General features: G+C 50.3%; 12 protein-coding genes. 4 read left to right on the top strand and 8 right to left on the bottom strand.

Going from position 1 to position 18,071, the window contains the following annotated elements; genetic code table 11:
• Nucleotides 1–36: 36 nt before the first annotated feature.
• The 7 genes from P1P89_02890 to P1P89_02860 form a co-directional block, all read right to left on the bottom strand.
• On the bottom strand, nt 37–897 hold the full coding sequence (locus P1P89_02890; protein ID MDF1590438.1) for an LPP20 family lipoprotein: 861 nt from the start codon (nt 895–897) through the stop codon (nt 37–39).
• A 67-nt stretch (nt 898–964) separates the two neighbouring features.
• Nucleotides 965–2,140, bottom strand: coding sequence for a hypothetical protein (locus P1P89_02885; GenBank protein MDF1590437.1), 1,176 nt, complete (start codon nt 2,138–2,140; stop codon nt 965–967).
• Between the two features lie 345 nt (nt 2,141–2,485).
• Entirely contained in the window at nt 2,486–4,615 is a 2,130-nt protein-coding gene (locus P1P89_02880) for a DUF799 family lipoprotein (GenBank protein MDF1590436.1), read from the bottom strand.
• Nucleotides 4,616–4,690: 75 nt separating this feature from the next.
• Complete coding sequence (locus tag P1P89_02875) at nt 4,691–6,679, bottom strand: fibronectin type III domain-containing protein (protein ID MDF1590435.1); 1,989 nt, start codon at nt 6,677–6,679, stop codon at nt 4,691–4,693.
• A gap of 3 nt (nt 6,680–6,682) precedes the next feature.
• The gene (locus P1P89_02870; protein ID MDF1590434.1) at nt 6,683–8,692 is read right to left on the bottom strand and encodes a CsgG/HfaB family protein; all 2,010 of its coding nucleotides are present in this window, start codon (nt 8,690–8,692) and stop codon (nt 6,683–6,685) included.
• Between the two features lie 23 nt (nt 8,693–8,715).
• On the bottom strand, nt 8,716–9,789 hold the full coding sequence (locus P1P89_02865) for a hypothetical protein (GenBank protein MDF1590433.1): 1,074 nt from the start codon (nt 9,787–9,789) through the stop codon (nt 8,716–8,718).
• A gap of 440 nt (nt 9,790–10,229) precedes the next feature.
• Nucleotides 10,230–12,473, bottom strand: coding sequence for an adenylate/guanylate cyclase domain-containing protein (locus P1P89_02860; protein ID MDF1590432.1), 2,244 nt, complete (start codon nt 12,471–12,473; stop codon nt 10,230–10,232).
• 297 nt (nt 12,474–12,770) lie between these two features.
• On the opposite strand from P1P89_02860, the gene P1P89_02855 reads away from it, so the two are divergent.
• The 4 genes from P1P89_02855 to P1P89_02840 are packed head-to-tail and all read left to right on the top strand — an operon-like array spanning nt 12,771 to nt 16,196.
• Nucleotides 12,771–13,547 (top strand): ABC transporter permease, encoded by a 777-nt coding sequence (locus P1P89_02855; protein ID MDF1590431.1) that lies wholly within the window; start codon nt 12,771–12,773, stop codon nt 13,545–13,547.
• Nucleotides 13,548–13,555: 8 nt separating this feature from the next.
• Entirely contained in the window at nt 13,556–14,227 is a 672-nt protein-coding gene (locus P1P89_02850; GenBank protein ID MDF1590430.1) for a hypothetical protein, read from the top strand.
• A 24-nt stretch (nt 14,228–14,251) separates the two neighbouring features.
• The gene (locus tag P1P89_02845; GenBank protein ID MDF1590429.1) at nt 14,252–15,358 is read left to right on the top strand and encodes an MlaD family protein; all 1,107 of its coding nucleotides are present in this window, start codon (nt 14,252–14,254) and stop codon (nt 15,356–15,358) included.
• Between the two features lie 22 nt (nt 15,359–15,380).
• Nucleotides 15,381–16,196, top strand: coding sequence for a GGDEF domain-containing protein (locus tag P1P89_02840; protein ID MDF1590428.1), 816 nt, complete (start codon nt 15,381–15,383; stop codon nt 16,194–16,196).
• A 339-nt stretch (nt 16,197–16,535) separates the two neighbouring features.
• Here P1P89_02840 and P1P89_02835 read toward each other — a convergent pair whose 3' ends face one another.
• Entirely contained in the window at nt 16,536–18,071 is a 1,536-nt protein-coding gene (locus P1P89_02835; protein MDF1590427.1) for a hypothetical protein, read from the bottom strand.

The following is an 18,071-nucleotide window of genomic DNA, read 5'->3' as shown; positions in this document are numbered from 1 at the left end:
ATGAGATCCATTCGGATGCCTCTCGTAACTGAAGACTTAATCCACCACAATCATGACCCGGCACTTTTTCAGAAATGAAAGATTTTCTGATGCGCTCCGAAGTTTGGCGGCATCGGCATTGCTGATAACCACATCAGCGCCGCCGGGTCCATCCGTTTTTAACCCTTTGACCATCAGCGGATTATCGGTAACCCTGGGATTCTGCCGCGCGGCGTCGATTTCCTTGGCATAGCCACTCATGCCCTGCTGAACCGCAAACTCCCGGCTGACATAGGCGGAGCCATAAACTTCCTGCCCGGTCTCGTCCATGATTTTCGGCGCCATGGCGGGCCTGGCATTCAGTCCGCGCGCATCGATCACCAGGCCGGTATAAACTTCGGAAGAAACTGAAGGCGTCGCAGACTCCTGCGCGGGCCCCGGCGTCATCGGTTTAACCGTTTCCACCTGTCTGATTTCAGCCGGAAGAACCAGCTGGGAAAAACCGCCATGCAGGCTCATCTCAAGCGTAACCTCCACGGTTCCGTCCGACATATATTCCTGCTTGACCACCTTGGCGCCCCGGACCATGCCTTCAACCTTGGAGGTAATGACATCGCTTTCGGTTGCAAAATTTTTCACGGTTGTTGTGGAATCGATCCGCACGCCCTGGATGACTTCAAGGATGTTTCGCATCGCATCCAGACGTGCAGCCCTTAACGCTGTCGGTCGTGCCTGGGGTTTGCCGTAATATTGTTGCGGCGGCGCCCCAATCCCTTTGGCCACCACAAGTCCCTTGGTCCAATTGATGTTGCCGCTCCCCATTTTTTCGACCAGGTCCTGCCACTCTTGCGCATTTCCCCAAACAGGAAACATGAGTGCCAGGCAGAACATAATCACGATCATTTTATACTTTCTCATAGTACCTCCTCTAATCCGCTCAGACTTATACAGTGTCATATACCAAGTAAATATGATTTATATCACATTAAAACACAATCACCACATTACAATTTGTCATGAAATTATCGGCTGTCTGCATCATCTTTCTTAAAGTCCCATACGCTTCCGAACCGATCTCCAAACTGCCCGGACCCAGGCTGCCTTCCCTAGCGGTAATGGTAAGGGGCAGATTGCCGGCCTGGGTGCTTTGCTGGGCGCCTTCTATTTTGCGATAGTAGCGGACATAGCCGTTGCGAATCGCCTTTTCTAAATTTACGTAATCGCCCGGATAAATGAGCTGTCCCTGAAAAAATATTTCGGGCTTAAGGCTCGGTTTAAAGTTGGTTTGGCGGGCATCGATCACCAGTCCCGTATAAGAAGGAGACGTCCTCGATTCCATGGTTTTAGGGGCTGGGTCCGGCTGTCTTGGAGATGTTTCCATCGCTTTTACCCGGCTGGACATGTCGTCAAGCCTCTTCGACAGCTCGGCCATTTTAGCTCCCTGCAGAATGATTTCATTTCGTAATGCCGCCAGATCGCTGTCCGATACATAACCCGCCGGCATGAGTTGCGGGCTGGATGACAGGTAGTCTCCCCATGCCGCCAGAAGCTGTCTGAAAAGCAGAATCGCTTGCTCCTGTTCAAAATTGAGCCGTTTAAAACCGCTTAATTTTTCTTCCAGCACCCGAATCCGTTCCTCCAGCATAAACATTCGTTTTTCAACGGCTTCAGCCGGGGGGGGTGCCGCCGGCGCCGTATCCGGTCGACCCGGAACCTGCAATAGGATCCCTCTCAGCTGTCCGCCGAGAGGCATGCTGACGGTTGCTTCAACGGTACCGTCGGTCATGTAGCGAAAACCTTCGACCACAGAATTATCCAGCACACCTTTAACCTTAGAGACAATGGTATCATCCTTGACGGCATAGTCGACCACGGTAGTCCTTGAGTCGATCCGTACCCCCATTATCACCTCCAGCAGGTTCCGCCGGGCAACCACTTCGGCCGCACGCCTGGCCATCGCCCTGGCCTGGGCCGGATTCTGACCGGCTTCGGCCGAGGGCGCCCCGATTCCGGTGGCTCTGATTTTCTGACCTATCCAGTCTATAGCGCCGTATTGACCCACCGGTTCCAAATCCGGCTCACGGGCCTGACATGGCTGGTTGATAAAAAGGCTTCCCAAGAAGATTAAGCCAAGCCCGATTTCTTTTATTCGGACCTTCATGCATACCTCCCTTTTCTGTTGCGGCCTGGTCTTAACCCTATCGTTGCAAAAGTCGGAGGGCGCCAGAGCCAAGACGCCAAGGGTGAAGCCGTAGTCAGCCCTACTGCCAACCCTTGGCAACACAGGATCTGGAGTTCTCCGGCTTTCCCGAAGGGTAAACAACATGGCAAAAATCGACACCAACCTTTGAATTCACCAGAGGTTGGAAATAAAAATGAGGCCTGCTTTCGTATTTTCATTAGAATATCGAATTGATAACCACTCTTTGCCATGTTGTTTATGAAACGTTAGGGTTAACCCTGTTGCTGCAGGGTTATAATTGCCGTTTCGGATCCATTCCGAATATTACCACTGCCTTTCAGCGCAGCTCCCCGGGGGAGTCGACAGCGCCGGTTGCCAGACGACATCACCTAAAAACGATTCGGCCCGGGGCTCGGAAAGACCCCAGAAATTTTCACTCAGATTCATCTTCAAAGGCGTGTAGCTCTGCACCTGGAATGGCAGGTTGCCTTTGAATACGTTGTTTCGGATCATGGGAGAGACCCCTTCACCTTCAATCACAACGCCTCCCTGGCCTTCGTTGTCCTTAAATAATGAGCACACAATGTTAGGCTTGGCTTTGTCTTTGAGATGAAGACCGGCCTGTGAAGATCCGCGTACCGTCGCAGCCGTTATGGACGGCGCACTGTCGCGGATGGTCAATCCCACAACAGCCCCCTCGATGGTCACATGCCGCAAATCCGTTCGCTTGGCGCCGTTGAGAACCACGCCGCGCCAGGACCCCGGCTGCCTGCTTTGGGATTGAGAAGAAAATTGAATCGGCTTTTCGCCGCTGCCATAAGCAAACAAATCGCCGCCGGCAACCACCAAGGCCGTATCCGGGGCAAACACCAGTGTGACGCCGGGCGCCATGTAAACCGCACCATTGGGATTGACGCTTAGGTCGGATTGAACTGTATATGGACTTTTTTCAGCCAGCAGTAAAATTTTTTCATTTATGGGGCCGCCCAACATCGGTCCGGGCTGGGGCAAGTTAAAGAGGCCGGGCTCCGGCAGGGGAACGGCTTCCACATACTTTTCGAATGGGCCCTTGTTGACGGCCTTGTCCACTGCCCGGACTTGAATATATATCTTTGAAAAGTTCGCCAGGCCCTGAACCAAAGCCTCATTTTTTTCACTTTTAAGGCTGAGGGAATACCCGCTCAAAGGGGTCGTGCTGGACCAGACCTCATAAAGCACCAGATCATTTTCACTGTTGGGGTGCCAGCGAACCATAATTTTGCCGTCCAGAGATGCTGTTGTCAATCCGGCCACGCCCTTGGGCGGCAGGCTGTCCACATCAATGGTGTGGGCCACATCCAGCGCCGTTTTTTGAACACCGGCGGAATTCACCAAATACCCTTTTGCCATCAGGCCATAGGCCTCTTCCCGGGGTTCAACCGTATAACTGCCTTCATACACTTCGCGCGACCCCAGTTCCTGTCGGACCGCCTCAATTACCGCCGGTGTCAGCTCCTGACCGGTATCCTTGTAATTCTTTTTGATCACCTCTAAAACTTCCGCCTGCAGGGCCTGTTTCATCTCTGCTGAAACAGGCGTCAGCTGGATTGCGGATTTGAAATCCCCCAGATCCACATACGCGGCGCCGTTCGGGTCTCCGATCAGTCTGAAGGCGACCTTTTCGCCCAGGGTAAAAGCTTTTCCCGAATTCATCGTTGCAAACAGATCGATCCGGGGCGGCGGCGACTGAACCGCCAGGGCCGATTGGGGCACATCGACGGTGGAGACAACTTCGCGAAAAAGTTCATCGGTCTGACTCAACATTTCGGTTTTGCGAAGGTTCCATACGGATGCCACCGTCGCCATTGCAAGGCCGATGGGATTGACCGAAAGGCCGCCGGCGTGGGCCCGGCTCACGTGTTTTGCACGCCACAACAGCTTCCCGCTGTCTAAATCCCACATTTTGACTTCACAACCCACTGCCACCTGCGAGTAGATGCCCAAAAAGATCCGGTCGAAATGGGTCACCTGACCCGAGACAACGGCATCCACCCCGAGGATGCTTTTCAGTTTTTTGGGGTTTTCACTGATGAGCTGGTTGATTTTTTGAATATCAGTAAAGCCCGCATTTTTAAGCTGCCGGTCGGTGCTGAAAAGCTCCAAGTCTCTGAAGGGAAGCGAAGACACATGGTTATACAACCCCCGCCGGACGATATCTGCAGGGCTCTCCTCCTTGTTTTCGATGGAATAGCCCTTACTGCCTGAATACGCAAAGGGGAGCACGGCCACGGATATGGGTTTGTGCTTTAAAAAATAAGGGGTATTTTCAAATTCACCGTCAAACCATTTAAAGGCCTCACTGGTTGCGACGATACCCAGTGTGTCTCCATCGGTGGACACATGCGCGCAGCTCATGGCCATTGCCGCAGCTATAAACAGCAGAATAAAACAATACCTTCTTTGGATCGATAACATGGCATGGACTCCTGTTGAATGCATATCATCTTTCATTCCGAACCAACTTCTATGTTTCCCCTGTTGTTGCAGGGTTTACTTTTTCAGCTTTATAATCGGGCTTAACATTCCATCGCTTTCAACCGGATCGCTTTGAAGTCCGTCCTTATCCTGGGCGATTATCCTATAGCGATATTCGGACTCCGGCCTTAAATCACTGTCGGCAAAACTGTTTTTGTCTCCGTCCAGGGTTGAAATATCAGACCAAAACCCGCCATTGCGGCTGCGGGAAAGGATATAGGACTGGATGTCCCCTTCAGGATTCGGCGCCCAATTCACGCTGATTTGCTGCTGTTCAGCCTTGACCGACAGGCCCCTTACAGGAACCGGCCGGGGTTTGGTTTTGGCTGTGACCGCCGGGGTCTGCTTTCCTTCCGCTCCGAAAAGATTGAAACTGGAGACCACGTAATGGTAAGTGGCCCCATCTTCCAGCGAAACAAACATCGCACCCTTATCCTGATAGGCGCCGACCGTATGGCTATTAATTTTTTCGATTTGTTTGAGCGCTTCCGGTTGGGTGCCCCGGTAAATAAAATATCCCCCCACATCCGGATCCTTCAGCGGGGTCCAGCTCAGGCGGACCGCCTTTACCAGGCCGCTCTCCGCCAGCAGATCTGCCGGCGGCAGGGGCAAGTCTTTTGTTTTGGCCTTAACCAGTTTGGATGGGCCGGTTTCACCCTTGGCGTCATAGGCCGACAGGTAATACCGATAAAACCGCCCGTCTTCAAGTTCTGAAGTGTCCTCTGTCTTTACGGCCGCCGCATCGTTGATCCGGCCGACCTTTTCCCAATCCTTTCCATCCCCTTGTCGGTATAGATAATAACCGTCAACATTTTGGATCGGCTGCCAGGAAAAAATCGTCCGCCGGAGCAGATTGTCTTTTACCAGGGTCAAAACCGGCCTTTCCACCGTGGTAATGGACACCGTATCCGACAACGGGCTTTCTCGTTTTTCCTGGTCCACGCTGGCGACCGCATATATGTAAGTCCGGCCGTCGTCAAGCTCCCGGGTATCCTCAACACTGAATGCCAGTTCGGACTGGGAGGACAACTTGGCCTCGATCGTTGAAATATTTTCCCAGTTGCCGTCCACCTGTTTCTGTCGATAAATTTTATATTCCTTGATACTAAATTTTTCCTGCTCATTCTGCAGCGAGGGCACAAATTTTATGACCGCTCTGCCAATGTGTCCCCTGCTTTCTAAAATTAAAGGGGGATGCGGTATTTTCTCGCCCACGCTCTGAATCCGGGCCGCCTGTCTCCCCTTTATCTCTTCTCCGGAGGCAAGCAGGACCCCCACTCGATAAAAATAGGACCGTCCCCTTTTGATATTGGCATCGACAAACATGTTTTCCGTAGCCTTGCCATGATACTGATAGGGCCCCTCAAGGGTTTCAGAGCGATACAGGTTGAACCCAACCGCCGGTCGGCTTGAATCGACCTCCCATTTTAAAACCACTTTACCGTCCCGGAATTCGGCCCGGAAATTAGTGATGTCAATCCGGGGCTCGATCCGTTCGGCCGGAGGGGGGGCGGCTGTCTGGGGACTCTTTAAGACGCTGGCGCTCAGTTCCCTGGCAAGTTCCGGCACCCCGCTTAAGATGGCTTCGCGTCCCGAATATGTGGGCGTCCAGGTTTTTACTACGGTATTCTTCTTGATGTCCATCAATTTCAGGCGGGCCTGAATTTGTTGTCCGGCCTTGGTCACCTGGCCGAACAGAATGAAATTGGTGTCCAGAACCTTTCCGGCCTTAAGAATCATCTCGGGATTGTCCCCCTGGACAATTCCGGCGTGAAACAAAATTTCCTCCATTTCCCGCCGGGGCATGAGTTCGATATTTTTCTCCTTTTCCAGGGTGGAGATCAGCGCATATAAAATATCGCCGTTATATCCCATCGCTTCTATGTTCGTGGGAATCAGGTTGAAAATAGCCAGGGCATTTTGGCGAGCGGTCGCGGCTGCAGGAAGCAAAAGCAAGCCGCAGACCGCAAAGAGCAAAATGCAGGTGTTCCGCACACGGAACATGGCTCACCCTCCAATGGCTATTTTATAATTCCGAAAAATATCATCCAGGTTTTCCAACGCTTGTTGCGTCATGGGAGATCCCTGAATCTGTTTTAATCTTTCGTCAAAAACCGCATTTATGAAATTCTCAGCCGCCTCCAGCCTGTCGCGGCGCCGGATAAGCTTCTCCCCTTCCTGGAAATAGGTTTTCTCAAGATTGCTCAACGGCCGCAAGGCTTCCCTTCCCAGTTCCGACACCACCTCATCCGTCATTTTTTGAAGCAGTTCCGTATCCGTCGGAATATCCAGGGGGTCAAACTTGACTTTTGCCTCCGGCAGTCCGGCGCTGGTTTCATCTTGAACGGTTTTTTTGCTCTCGATGGTCCGGACCTGGATGTTCTCGCCGGTGCGAACATCCACAATCCGAAAAGACAGCTGTACAAATCCGACTTTTTTGTGATTGGAAACCTGATAATCTTTTTCGGCAATCTCAGGGACGGTGACTTTAGCCGGCGGCGCCTCGGCCAGCTGCTTTTCATTCGGGGTCGGATGCTTGGCCTTCCAGTTCAGGTATTCAATGTTGTCTTCGATCTTGGTTCCGATCTGATAACGGACCGACTTGGTTCCCTGGGAAACGGAGGAATCCACTTTATACAACAACACGCTACCCATAATGGCGACATCGATTCCGTATACCCGGCCCATCTCCTTGGCCGAGTTTGCCGAAACCACGCCGATCTGTCCCAGTTTCATTTCTTCCAGAATGGATTTTAAATTTTCTCTTTCCAGGATTTTAATGTCGCCGCTGGCGTTATTGAATAAGTTTGTAATCAGGTTGTTGGCAACAATGACGCCGGCATCTTTATTGTCCGTCGGGCTGTTGAAATCAAAAACCGCGATGGATTTCTGGACCCGCTGCTTGATCTGATCCTCCATCGCCTGGGTCAAAAAGAAAATGTCCTTGTACTGGGGATCGACATTTCTTATTTTTTCAAACCAGAACCAGGCTGCACCGAAACGGTTTTGCTCTTTGAACTGCTCAGCCGCATAAACGGCCCGGTCCGTCAGGTCCTTGAGCAGGCTGTTCAGCTTAAAGTCTTTGGGGTCATCGATGTTGCGGACGGCCGACGCGTATGCTTCAAAAGCCTGCAGCAGCCAGCCCTGATCCATTAACTCCTTGGATTTACGAATATTGAATTCCCCGGCTTTGGTGCGAACCTGTATAATCAGCTGCCGGAGGTCTTTGTTTTCCGGGTCGTATTCCAGCGCCCGCTCGTAGGCGCCGACGGCACGATCCCATTTCTGCGCGGTAATCGCCTCCCGTGCCCGGCCGATAAAATATTCCTTGTTGTTACGCTCCCGGATAAGCGCCTGCATTTCCCGGGCGGGCCTGCTGTCCCCCCTTAACGAAAGCGCTTTACGCAGGTACTCGTCGGCCCCCTTAAAATCTTCCCGGTCAAATAGGGCTTGGGCCTTTTGATAAAACGCCTCTGATCCCTTATTGGCGACTTCATTTAAGAGTTGGAAGGAGTCTTCATAATTGGGATATCTGTTTTGGATCTGCTGCAGGTTGAAATAGGCTTCGACCCATTCCTGCGCGGCCGTATTTTGCTTTGCCTGGGAATAAAGCTTTTGGATATCTTCCAGCAGAACTTGTTGCTGGCTTTCGATCTTTGCGGAAAGATCTGTCACGGCCGGAGAATCCGGGGCGATTTCCCTGGCCAGCTGCAGTTGGTCCATGGCCCGGTTAATGGCCGTCAATGTCACCGGCGACTCGGAATTCAAAGCCTGCGTCCCCTGGGCGACAAATTTATTGACATGGCTGTCGATGAGATCGGCCAGGGCCTTCTGATAGGCGGTGTTGCCGGGCTCCAGTTCAATGGCCTGCTTTAAATAGGCAATGGCTTCCTTGTACTTGCCGGCCTGTCCCAGCTGCGTTCCGATATCATACTGTTTTTGACCCGCGGCACAGGCGTAAAGGAAAAGCGCCATGAACAGGGCGGTTCCGATACGAAAATATCTTTTTTGAGACATAACTCCCCTCCTGCTGCAACATATTATTTTATTCTGATTAGGATTTTATTCCCGCTGATCGCTTCAAGGTCGGCGTCAAAATATTTATTTTTAAAATAAGACATCTGCAGTTCATTTAACAGCTGCTCCGGCCAGCCCCGATACTTTATGCCGAACTCGGCCGTTTGGTCGCGATACGTGATCAGTCCGCTATCCAGAACGCCGCTGACGTCCGATTTAAAAATAAAGGCTGTTTCTTCAGCCCCGGCGTGGGAAGAAATATTTTTGACGATCAAATAGACTTCCCGCTCGCTGTATAGTTCTTTTTCCCAGGTTGCCGTCAGTTTTCGGCGCAGATCCCTCCAGATGTTGTCCACACAGAACCGGGCGCCTTTGTCCAGCGCCTGCAGCCGGTTTTCACCGGGAAGCGATTTGACGGCGCTGGCAGCGGCGACAATTTCGCCGTCGCCGGGCCGATAGATATTGGCACTGAGGCTGACTTCGTTCAAGGTCAGGTCGAGGTCCTGAAATTTTGTCCCTTTCGAGCTCAGTTCTAGGTTGAGGCTCACCAGCAATCCCATTTGAATATCACTTGGTCCGGAATACTTAAATACCTTGAAGCCGTCGTCCTTTAATTTGGTTGTCAGCAGGCCGACCGTTTTCTGGGCGGCGGCAAGATATTCATTTGCCGGCTTCGGTTCGATGACAATGGCAATCCGGGGGTTTTTCTGCCAGCCTATAATTTTGTTAAACCGGTCCAGATCGCTTACCAGGTCTGCTATTTCGACCTCCGCATGAATCGTCACCTCATAGGTGCCGAGATCCGATTTTTTTTCTTCCAGGACATTCAGGTTCTTGAGATACCCGGTGGTGCGGCTGAAGATTTGGTCTTTAACGACCTGAAAATCCTCCACCACCGTCCTGGATTCAACCATCGTACCGACAGCCTGCTCAATGGCAGCCCGCTTGGCCTCGTCCATGGCCTTCTCGCGGGCAACGACCTCGCGTCCGGCCTCAAAAAAACTCATCCCCTTTGCGGTAACCCGCTCCCCGGCCGGCAAGGCGGTCGGGAAAAAGCAAACCAGCGTCGTTATGATCAAAACTGTTTTTTTCAGCATCCGCTTATTTTCTCTCTTTGCTGATAATGACCCCCACCAGGTGATCGATTTCCCATGAATATTTTCGGCCCTTCTGCATTAACCCTACCTGAGCAGATCGATTATTTATTCATATTTCATGCCAAGCCCTGTATTTTAAAAAATATACTTTTAAAGCAGAACTGCAAAAAACCGAGCCGGTCCTTAAACCAGTTAATCCGTTTGAATTGATTATAATATATTATTTGCAAACATTTTAAAATCTTTAAAAACACCATTAATTAATACATGATTGAACTCGTTTTATGCGACAAATAATCTCAAAAACAGCTCCGTTTTATGCGAATTTTCCATCAATAAATGTAGGTTTCGGCAATTTTGCCCGAACGCCGGAGTCTGGGTTTAAAATTTGAACGACCAAAGTGCAACAGATACAAAATTCTATTGCGGCAGGGATTACTTTATTTGTGTTTGATAACAAAAGCGCCGTTCCAGTCTTTCCCCGGAGGATTTTCATGCAACGTCTGACAGCGACCCCGCAAGCTCAGACTGGGGCCGTCTTCGGGGGCAATTTTCAAAACCTCATTAAAAAAACCGATGGCCTGTTCCCATTCCCGGGATTGATAGGCTTTAAGACCGCGTGCATAAAAATCGCGCACCTTATCCATGCGCTCATCGCTTTCGCCCGCATAGCCCAACAGCTGATAAATGGTGATCGGTTCTTTTTTCCCGACAACATTGATTTTGTCGATTTCCCTGAATATAAAATTTTGGCCGGCCGCATGACAAGTCGTATCACTGACCAGCGTGTAGGTGCCATAGACCTTGTTGACGCCCTCCAGGCGGGCGGCGGTATTCACCGTATCGCCCATCATGGTATAATCCATGCGATTTTTGGAGCCCATATTGCCGACGACGGCCGCGCCGCTGCAAAGACCGATCCGCATCATGAGTTCGGACTTTCCTTCCGCCTTCCACTTTGCCCGGAGCTTGGCCAGCTTTTTTTGCATTTCGATGGAGGCGGCACAGGCCGTTGCCGCATGATTTTCAAGTTCGTTGGGCGCGCCAAAAAATGCAATAATGGCATCCCCTTCGAATTTGTCCACCGTTCCTTCATCTTTCAGGATGATATCGGTCATCTCCGTCAAGAATTCATTTAAAATTTCAACCAGCTTTTCAGGGCTCAGCTTTTCCGAAATACTGGTAAAGCCCTGGACGTCTGAAAAAAAAGCGGTAATGACACGCTTCTCGCCCCCCAGCACCAGCTTTTCCGGTGAATCGATCAGCTGCTTGACCACCGAGGGGGCCAGATAAGTGGAAAAAGCATCTTTAATAAACCGCTTTTGCCGGGATTCAACCAAATATTTGTATGCCGTAATAATGACATACACCATCAACAGAACGGCCAGGGGATATACCAGGTTGAGGATGAATCCCTTTTGCGTGAAAAACAACTGGCACACAAAGATATACCCGGCAAAGACCATTAAGCTGGACAGAATACCTGTAAAAACACCCGTACGCGGCAAAATAAAGCCCAATATTAATCCGGTCGCTATGATTCCAAAAATATCGAACACAGCCGCCCATGAGGGTTGGTACAAAAAATTTTTTGACAGGATATTATCGATGATATTGGCGTGAATCTCAACTCCGGGGTAAACACTGGAAAAAGGCGTTACCCTTAAATCATAAATTCCCACGGCCGTGGCGCCGACGATGACGATTTTATCCCTTAAATCCGCCTCGGCGACATTTCCGTTAAGGATGTCGGTAACTGAAATATGCGGATAGGTCTTAGCGCCGCCGCGATAATTTATCATGATGCGCCCAAGTTCGTCGACGGGAATGGAAATCCGATCCACCTGCAAGGATTCAATCCCGTAATCAGCCACTTGAAGGGACGGCGGACTGTCCAGAAAAGCCCCGGCGGCCATCACCGCCAGCGGGGCATAAAGGGTGTCTTTGTATTTAAAAACCGCTGGAATCCACCGGACAACGCCGTCCCGATCCGCTTCCATATTAAAAAAACCGGCATAATCCGTTGCCTCTGAAATGGCCGTAATGTTTGATTGCGGCAACGCCGGCTCCATCAATTTGACCTTGCGGGCATTGTCAGACTTAAACCGAACAAATTGGTACCGGGAGCCTTTGACGTTTTCCTGGTGCCGATGATATTCTTCCGCCGACAACTGGTCTGACCCGTGGGGGGCCATCTGGAAGAAATATCCCAGCACCACCTTTGCGCTTGAGTTTCGGATCGCATCCGCCAGGCGGCGGTCATTATCCGATTCAGATTTTAATTTTTTCAAGTAATTCTGAATCGCCTGATTTTGCCCGCCGCTTGTGTTGATTTTTTCAATGATTTGCTCGATGACCCGCCCGCCGGCATTTTCATCGGGCTCCAGAAAACCGATGTCAAAAGCCACCACTTTTGCACCGTAAGCGGATAGCCGATTGACAAGTTCCGCTATTTTCGAACGGGGCCAGATCCATTTGCCTTCCCGGGCGATGCTTTTCTCGTCGATGACTGCCAGCACTACCTCCGGACCGGGAACTTTGCTTCCCCGGGATTCAAACCGCAAGTCAATGGTTTTAAGCTCCATCACGTCGAGAAAAGGAATTCCGAACAAATACGCACCGATCCCTGCCATAACGGCCAGCATCGTCAGCATAAACGGGTGGAGTTTTTTACTGATCTTCATAAAAATACCGTTTTCCGGAAAACAGATTCACCCAGACCGTCGGCCTAAATTCATTACCGGTAAAAACACAACAACCCTCACGGACCGCGATACAGACCCCCATTGAGAGTTGCTGCATTATTTTTAAGAACAATAAAAAAATCTCAGGAGGAGAAGACGCTCTTTGAGAAAAACAGGTATTTATTTAATTTTGTTGATCTTTCTCCCTCTTATATTGTAAGAGTTTTTAATTGTCAACTACCTGATTTAGGATTTACACAACCACGCCTGCTGCGTGAACGAGACGACAGATTACCCATGAATCAACTGGCCGGTCACATCGGACGGCGGACCCTGGCAGCCGTCGATCATATGCTTGATTTGTTCGCTTTTATTTACAGTATTTTAAAGCTGATTTTCCATCGACCCCCAACCGGCCGGGCGATGTTAAAAAAGTTCACCCTCGAACAAATATACTTTACGGCCTATCAGGCGCTTTACGTCATCATACCCGTTGCACTGCTCATCGGCAGCATGCTGATCGTCCAGTTTGCCAAGGTTTCAGCCCAGTATGATCTCGGCAAAATAATGGTTTTACTGGTCGTCCGCGAAATCGGCCCCCTTGTAACGGCGCTGGTTGTCATATTAAGAACCGCCACCGCCGTCAGCATCGAAATCGGCTACATGCAGGTATTTCATGAAATGGAAGCCATTGAGATGGCCGGCATCGACCCCCTGCGAATTATTTGTCTTCCCAGACTCGTGGGGATAACGGCCGCCATTCTTTGTCTTTTTGTTATCTTTAACCTGGTGGCCGTGATCGGCGGATATCTGATAGTGTGGATTTTCACTTATATTCCCATAAAAAATCTCTTTGGACAAATCGAGGCGGCGATTACATTCACCGACATCCTGGTGGGGATTATCAAAGCGCTTCTCTTCGGGCTATCCATTACCGTTATATGTCTCTACCACGGGTTTAAACCCGACATGAAGATAACGGGAATTCCGGCGCAAACTTCAAAAGTGGCCATAGAATGCTTTTTCAGCTGTTTGGTCATAGATGTCATTATTTCGGTTTTATTTTACCTGTGAAAAATGATATGCCGATAATTGAATTGACGGATTATACCCTTGAACCGGAAGGCGCCGGAAACGGCTTAAATGATTTCAGTTTTTCGCTTTCCAGCGGCGACGGCTGTTCAATCGAGACCGATTCTATTGATGATGCAGCCCTTTTTTTAAAAGCACTCGCCACCCTTGTATCGCCCCGGAAAGGGACATACTGTTTTAACGATGTGAAAATTGATTTGTCCGACTACCGCAGCTCGCTTTCCTGCAAGAGACGAATAGGATATATTGCTTCGGATGCCGCCTTAATCAGCAACCGTACGTTACGTGAAAACTTGCTCTTCATGCGATACTTTCATGAAGATTCCCTATTGTTAACCCTGGATGACCATGCGGCCCAATTGTGCCGCAAATTCGATATATTTGACAAACTTGAACGGCGCCCCGGAGAACTGCACCCCCAGGACATAAAAAACACCATAACCATCCGGGAGCTGTCCAAATATCCGGATGTGCTGGTGCTGGAACGTCCGGAAGATTTCATCGACCATACCAAGTTCAGCCTTTTTATGGACAATATAAGGGGCATGACCCGGCGAAACCTGCCGGTGGTGTTTTATTCGTCCGATAGGGCTTTTATAAAATCATTTTCCAATAAAAAGATAAAAATATCCAAAGGCCGTTTAACATTGCTTTCTCAATAGCGTATCCAGGATCGGTTAAAACACATGGAACTGAAATACAGCAGCAAAGAGAGGGTTGCGGGTGTTTTCGTGATCTGCAGCGTCCTGCTTCTTGTCACCACACTGGTCATTATCGGAAGGGGCAAGGATTGGTTTAAAAAATATGTCCCCTATTATACCACCTTTGACGAAAGTTATAACCTGCAGCAAGATACCGCGGTAAAACTGCTGGAAACCAACATCGGCAAAATTAAAAATATTTCACTCCTGGGCGACCGGGTCCGGGTGGAGTTGTTGATTTTGGAAGAATACGCCCCCAGGATCCGGACCGGCGCCGTGGCGACCGTGGGCAGTCCGACCTTTATCGGCTCCGAATATCTTTCCATCAAGCCCGGCAAAAACAAAGATGCGCCCCTGATCCCCGAAGGCGGTCTGATCCCTTCCTCCCCCAGAAGATCCCTTACGGACCTTCTGGAAGAATTTGAAGTGGAAAAAACCGCCAAATTGGTCGTCCAGGCGGTCCAGGATTTTTCAGAGCTGGCCCACATCATTCGCCAGCCCGAGGGTCCCCTCTTCCGGATACTCAACGACATCACCACCACCATCGGCCATATTGAAAATATTGCCCGGGGGCTCCAGGCGGGCAAGGGAACGGCCGGCTCGCTGTTAAAATCCAATCAGCTCATAAACAGCATCCATGAAAATTTAACCAAAGTAGGCGCGATTCTCGATCATATTGAAATTACCACCGCAACGCTGCCCCAGAAAGCGACCCGGATCGATGAGATCCTTGACCATATCAATGAGGCTGCCGCCAAGACGCCCGGGGCAATGGATAAGGTTCAGGAGAACCTGGTAACGATCCAGGCGGCGGGGGAAGGCCTGGTTGAGAATATAACGCAGCTTAAGGCAATTCTGAAAGAGGTCAAAGAAAATCTGGATGCATTCAAAGTCATCCTGAACAACATGGAAACGGCAAGTTTTGACGTCCCAAAAGTTACCCGATCAACGGCTGAAGGAATCAAAGAGGTCAGGGAAAGCATCGAAAACATCGACAAGGTGGTGAAGTCGCTACAACAGAACTTTTTGATCCGGCCGAATCTCCCGCCTGAACCGGTGGGCAGAAATACTGATGCGGGTTTAAGGCAGTAGGTAAATATAAAGTGGGACGGTCATGGCTACGTCTAACGTAAAAAATCAGAAATTAGAGCCAATTCAACTGCTGCAAAAAGATGATTTGCAGGCCGAGGATCAATCGATGGGTCCCCGGGTTGCTGAAAACTTTCTGCGCTCTGAATTGAAAGAACTTTTGGCCGTCATTATTTTTGCATTCCTGGGCACTGCATTAATGATGTATCTGAATGCATTTGAAAAACTTTTCATGTTCTCCCGTCCGTTAGAACACTTTCAATTTGATGAAATTGCTGCTTTTCTGCCTTCCTTTTTGGCAATTGGATTCGTGTTGTTTTCTTATCGCCGAATCCAAAAACTGGAGTCTGAGGTGATCAAGCGCCTTGAGGTGGAAAGAAAACTCCTGATGAGCGAGGAAGAATATAAGAATCTAAGCATTACTGACGATCTCACCCGACTATACAACGCGAGACATTTTTTTAGAAAATTGAAAGAAGAAATCAACCGGATGATGCGCTATAAACAGCCAATGTCCTTATTGCTTATTGATATCGATGACTTCAAGAAAGTAAACGACCAGTACGGGCACCTGACCGGTGACAAAGTCCTGAAAATTGCGGGAGGGATCATCGCGGCTTTTTTACGGAAAACAGATACCCCCTACCGGTATGGCGGAGAGGAATTTGCAGTTCTTTTGCCCGGAACCGGGATCGAGGCAGCCATGAATGTTGCTGAAAGAATCGGAAAGGGGTTTGAAGCACAGGATTTCTCTTTCATTACAAATGAGACTTTAACCATTACTGTCAGCATGGGTGCGTCCCAATTTAAACCGGGGAAGGAGATGGAAGCCCTTGTATAAAGAACCGATGATGCGTTGTATGTGGCCAAACAGAAGGGGAAGAATCGCGTTTATTCATCCTGATGAAAAAGAAAATTTCCTGTCCTGTAAATTTTGACCTGCTAGGGGTGCAACCAACAAGGTGGTGAAGTCCCTGCAGCTGAACGGGTGGCCTTTTCCAACTCACCATCTCCAAGGGAATCGACAAGCCCTATTTCGATCGCAACGGGGTCATCTGGCCCAAGAGCGGTTCGGATATGGTTTCAAATGTTCCCCGCCTACGCAGGGGTGAACCGAAAGGGTCGTTTTTCTCCCATTTCCTAAAACCACCATCGCACAACGTGAAGTCGTTCGTTCCGCTCAGCGACATTCTCCCAATGCCAGGTAGGTGTCATCAATGTTTTTCTGGATGTATCTGGCGGAATTCATTACGCGCCCGTTGATTTTATGGGCCTCAGACAGACGCTCGTAACTCAGGTACCAGTCAAAGGCATTGTAAGCCTGATTGATCGCAAACTCAACGCCGGCAATGATAGGCAGTTTTTTCGCAACCCACTTCCCGAACACCTTGTTCGAGGCGGCAATCTTGGAGATGTCGAGCAGGGCCTTCAACTCCGGGGCTTCCGTCTCGAAGTATTTCTGCATCCTGGGATCTTCTATCATTGCCTGAATCTCCTGATTTGAAGAGGTCAGCTGCGCCATCAGGCCGGATACGCCGTCCTTGATGAAGGCCTGCCAGTCATTGATGTTGCTGCCAAGTTCAACAATCCGGCCGGCTGAAGAAAGGAGTCGCAACCGCTCTATTTTGGCATGAATTTCAGCAACATTCAGGCCGTCCTGGGCCATCTTCCCGGCATTCTTTTCGTAAATCCGCTGAAGACGTTCGGCCGCCTTGGCCCTTTGGGTAAATTTTTCAAGCAGGTGCCCTGTGTAAACCTCCAGTCCTTCTTTGGCGGCATTCAGCAGGGCATTGCGGTTGGCGGTTTGCCAGGTGGTCAACTGATCCTGAGCCAGATGGATGGTTTTCTGAAACTTGGCCCTCTGGTCGATATAACCGTTCAGCCTTTGAGATAGCTTCTCACACTCCAAGGATCGGTTAGCGGGTTCGTCCTTGCCTTTTCCCGCATCCGGTTTTGCAGCCGCAGCCAGTTTCTGGCCATCATTTTTAATATTCTCGACCACATAGGTCGTCGCGTTTCTGAGGTCTACCACATTAGGGTCCTTCTCGGGATGGACCAGCAGTTGAATTTGCTCGATCGGCATGGTGTCCCCAAAGAAGGGCGTGGCGCCGCCTGCGGTGATTGTCCCGGAGTCGGGCGTTGCCGTATCTAAAGGAGTGTCAAAGGGTTTTCGGGCATTGGCGGCAAGGGTCTCGGCGTCCCCGTCCAGGGTTTTAAAGGCAAGGTTTGAATTCGACAAGGTTTTAAAGGCCGCTCCCCCGCCGCCATCCAACTGTTTGTAAAACCGCATCATTTTTTCATATTCAGCCTGGGCGGCCGCAGCCTTGGCCCTTTCCAATGCCGCCGCCTGCTGGGCGGCCAGCGCAGCCGCCTTTTGCTGTGCGGCAAGGGCTTCCTTTTGACTGGCGGTATCATCCATGAACAGGGAGGTTAAAAGGCTCTCGAATATGGTGCCCACCACCATCATCTTGACGTCATGATCTGCGCTATACTTTTTGCCGGACGAACTCCCCCCGGATGAGGAGTTGTTGCAAACGATTCGTCCGCCGACACAATCGCAGGGAATCCCCTGGGCGCGGTAGGCCGCCGCCGACCCCGCGCAATCTATCGTGGGCCCGGATGCCCCGGGGACGGATTGGGCCAGAACATCGGCCCGGCCGGATAGAATGCCTGCCAGCAATAATGTAAAAAAGAAAATTTTTATCATACGGTCCAT

The organism is Desulfobacterales bacterium, from assembly GCA_029211065.1.
GTDB lineage: Bacteria > Desulfobacterota > Desulfobacteria > Desulfobacterales > JARGFK01 > JARGFK01.
The sequence above is the reverse complement of the archived record's forward strand: the minus strand, read 5'-3'. Positions and strand labels throughout refer to the sequence as shown.

Excerpts from the sequence above, each read along its gene's own strand:
- P1P89_02890 (MDF1590438.1), bottom strand. The coding sequence starts at position 897 with ATGAGAAAGTATAAAATGATCGTGATTATGTTCTGCCTGGCACTCATG.
- P1P89_02885 (MDF1590437.1), bottom strand. The coding sequence starts at position 2,140 with ATGAAGGTCCGAATAAAAGAAATCGGGCTTGGCTTAATCTTCTTGGGA.
- P1P89_02880 (MDF1590436.1), bottom strand. The coding sequence starts at position 4,615 with ATGTTATCGATCCAAAGAAGGTATTGTTTTATTCTGCTGTTTATAGCT.
- P1P89_02875 (MDF1590435.1), bottom strand. The coding sequence starts at position 6,679 with ATGTTCCGTGTGCGGAACACCTGCATTTTGCTCTTTGCGGTCTGCGGC.
- P1P89_02870 (MDF1590434.1), bottom strand. The coding sequence starts at position 8,692 with ATGTCTCAAAAAAGATATTTTCGTATCGGAACCGCCCTGTTCATGGCG.
- P1P89_02865 (MDF1590433.1), bottom strand. The coding sequence starts at position 9,789 with ATGCTGAAAAAAACAGTTTTGATCATAACGACGCTGGTTTGCTTTTTC.
- P1P89_02860 (MDF1590432.1), bottom strand. The coding sequence starts at position 12,473 with ATGAAGATCAGTAAAAAACTCCACCCGTTTATGCTGACGATGCTGGCC.
- P1P89_02855 (MDF1590431.1), top strand. The coding sequence starts at position 12,771 with ATGAATCAACTGGCCGGTCACATCGGACGGCGGACCCTGGCAGCCGTC.
- P1P89_02850 (MDF1590430.1), top strand. The coding sequence starts at position 13,556 with ATGCCGATAATTGAATTGACGGATTATACCCTTGAACCGGAAGGCGCC.
- P1P89_02845 (MDF1590429.1), top strand. The coding sequence starts at position 14,252 with ATGGAACTGAAATACAGCAGCAAAGAGAGGGTTGCGGGTGTTTTCGTG.
- P1P89_02840 (MDF1590428.1), top strand. The coding sequence starts at position 15,381 with ATGGCTACGTCTAACGTAAAAAATCAGAAATTAGAGCCAATTCAACTG.
- P1P89_02835 (MDF1590427.1), bottom strand. The coding sequence starts at position 18,071 with ATGGACCGTATGATAAAAATTTTCTTTTTTACATTATTGCTGGCAGGC.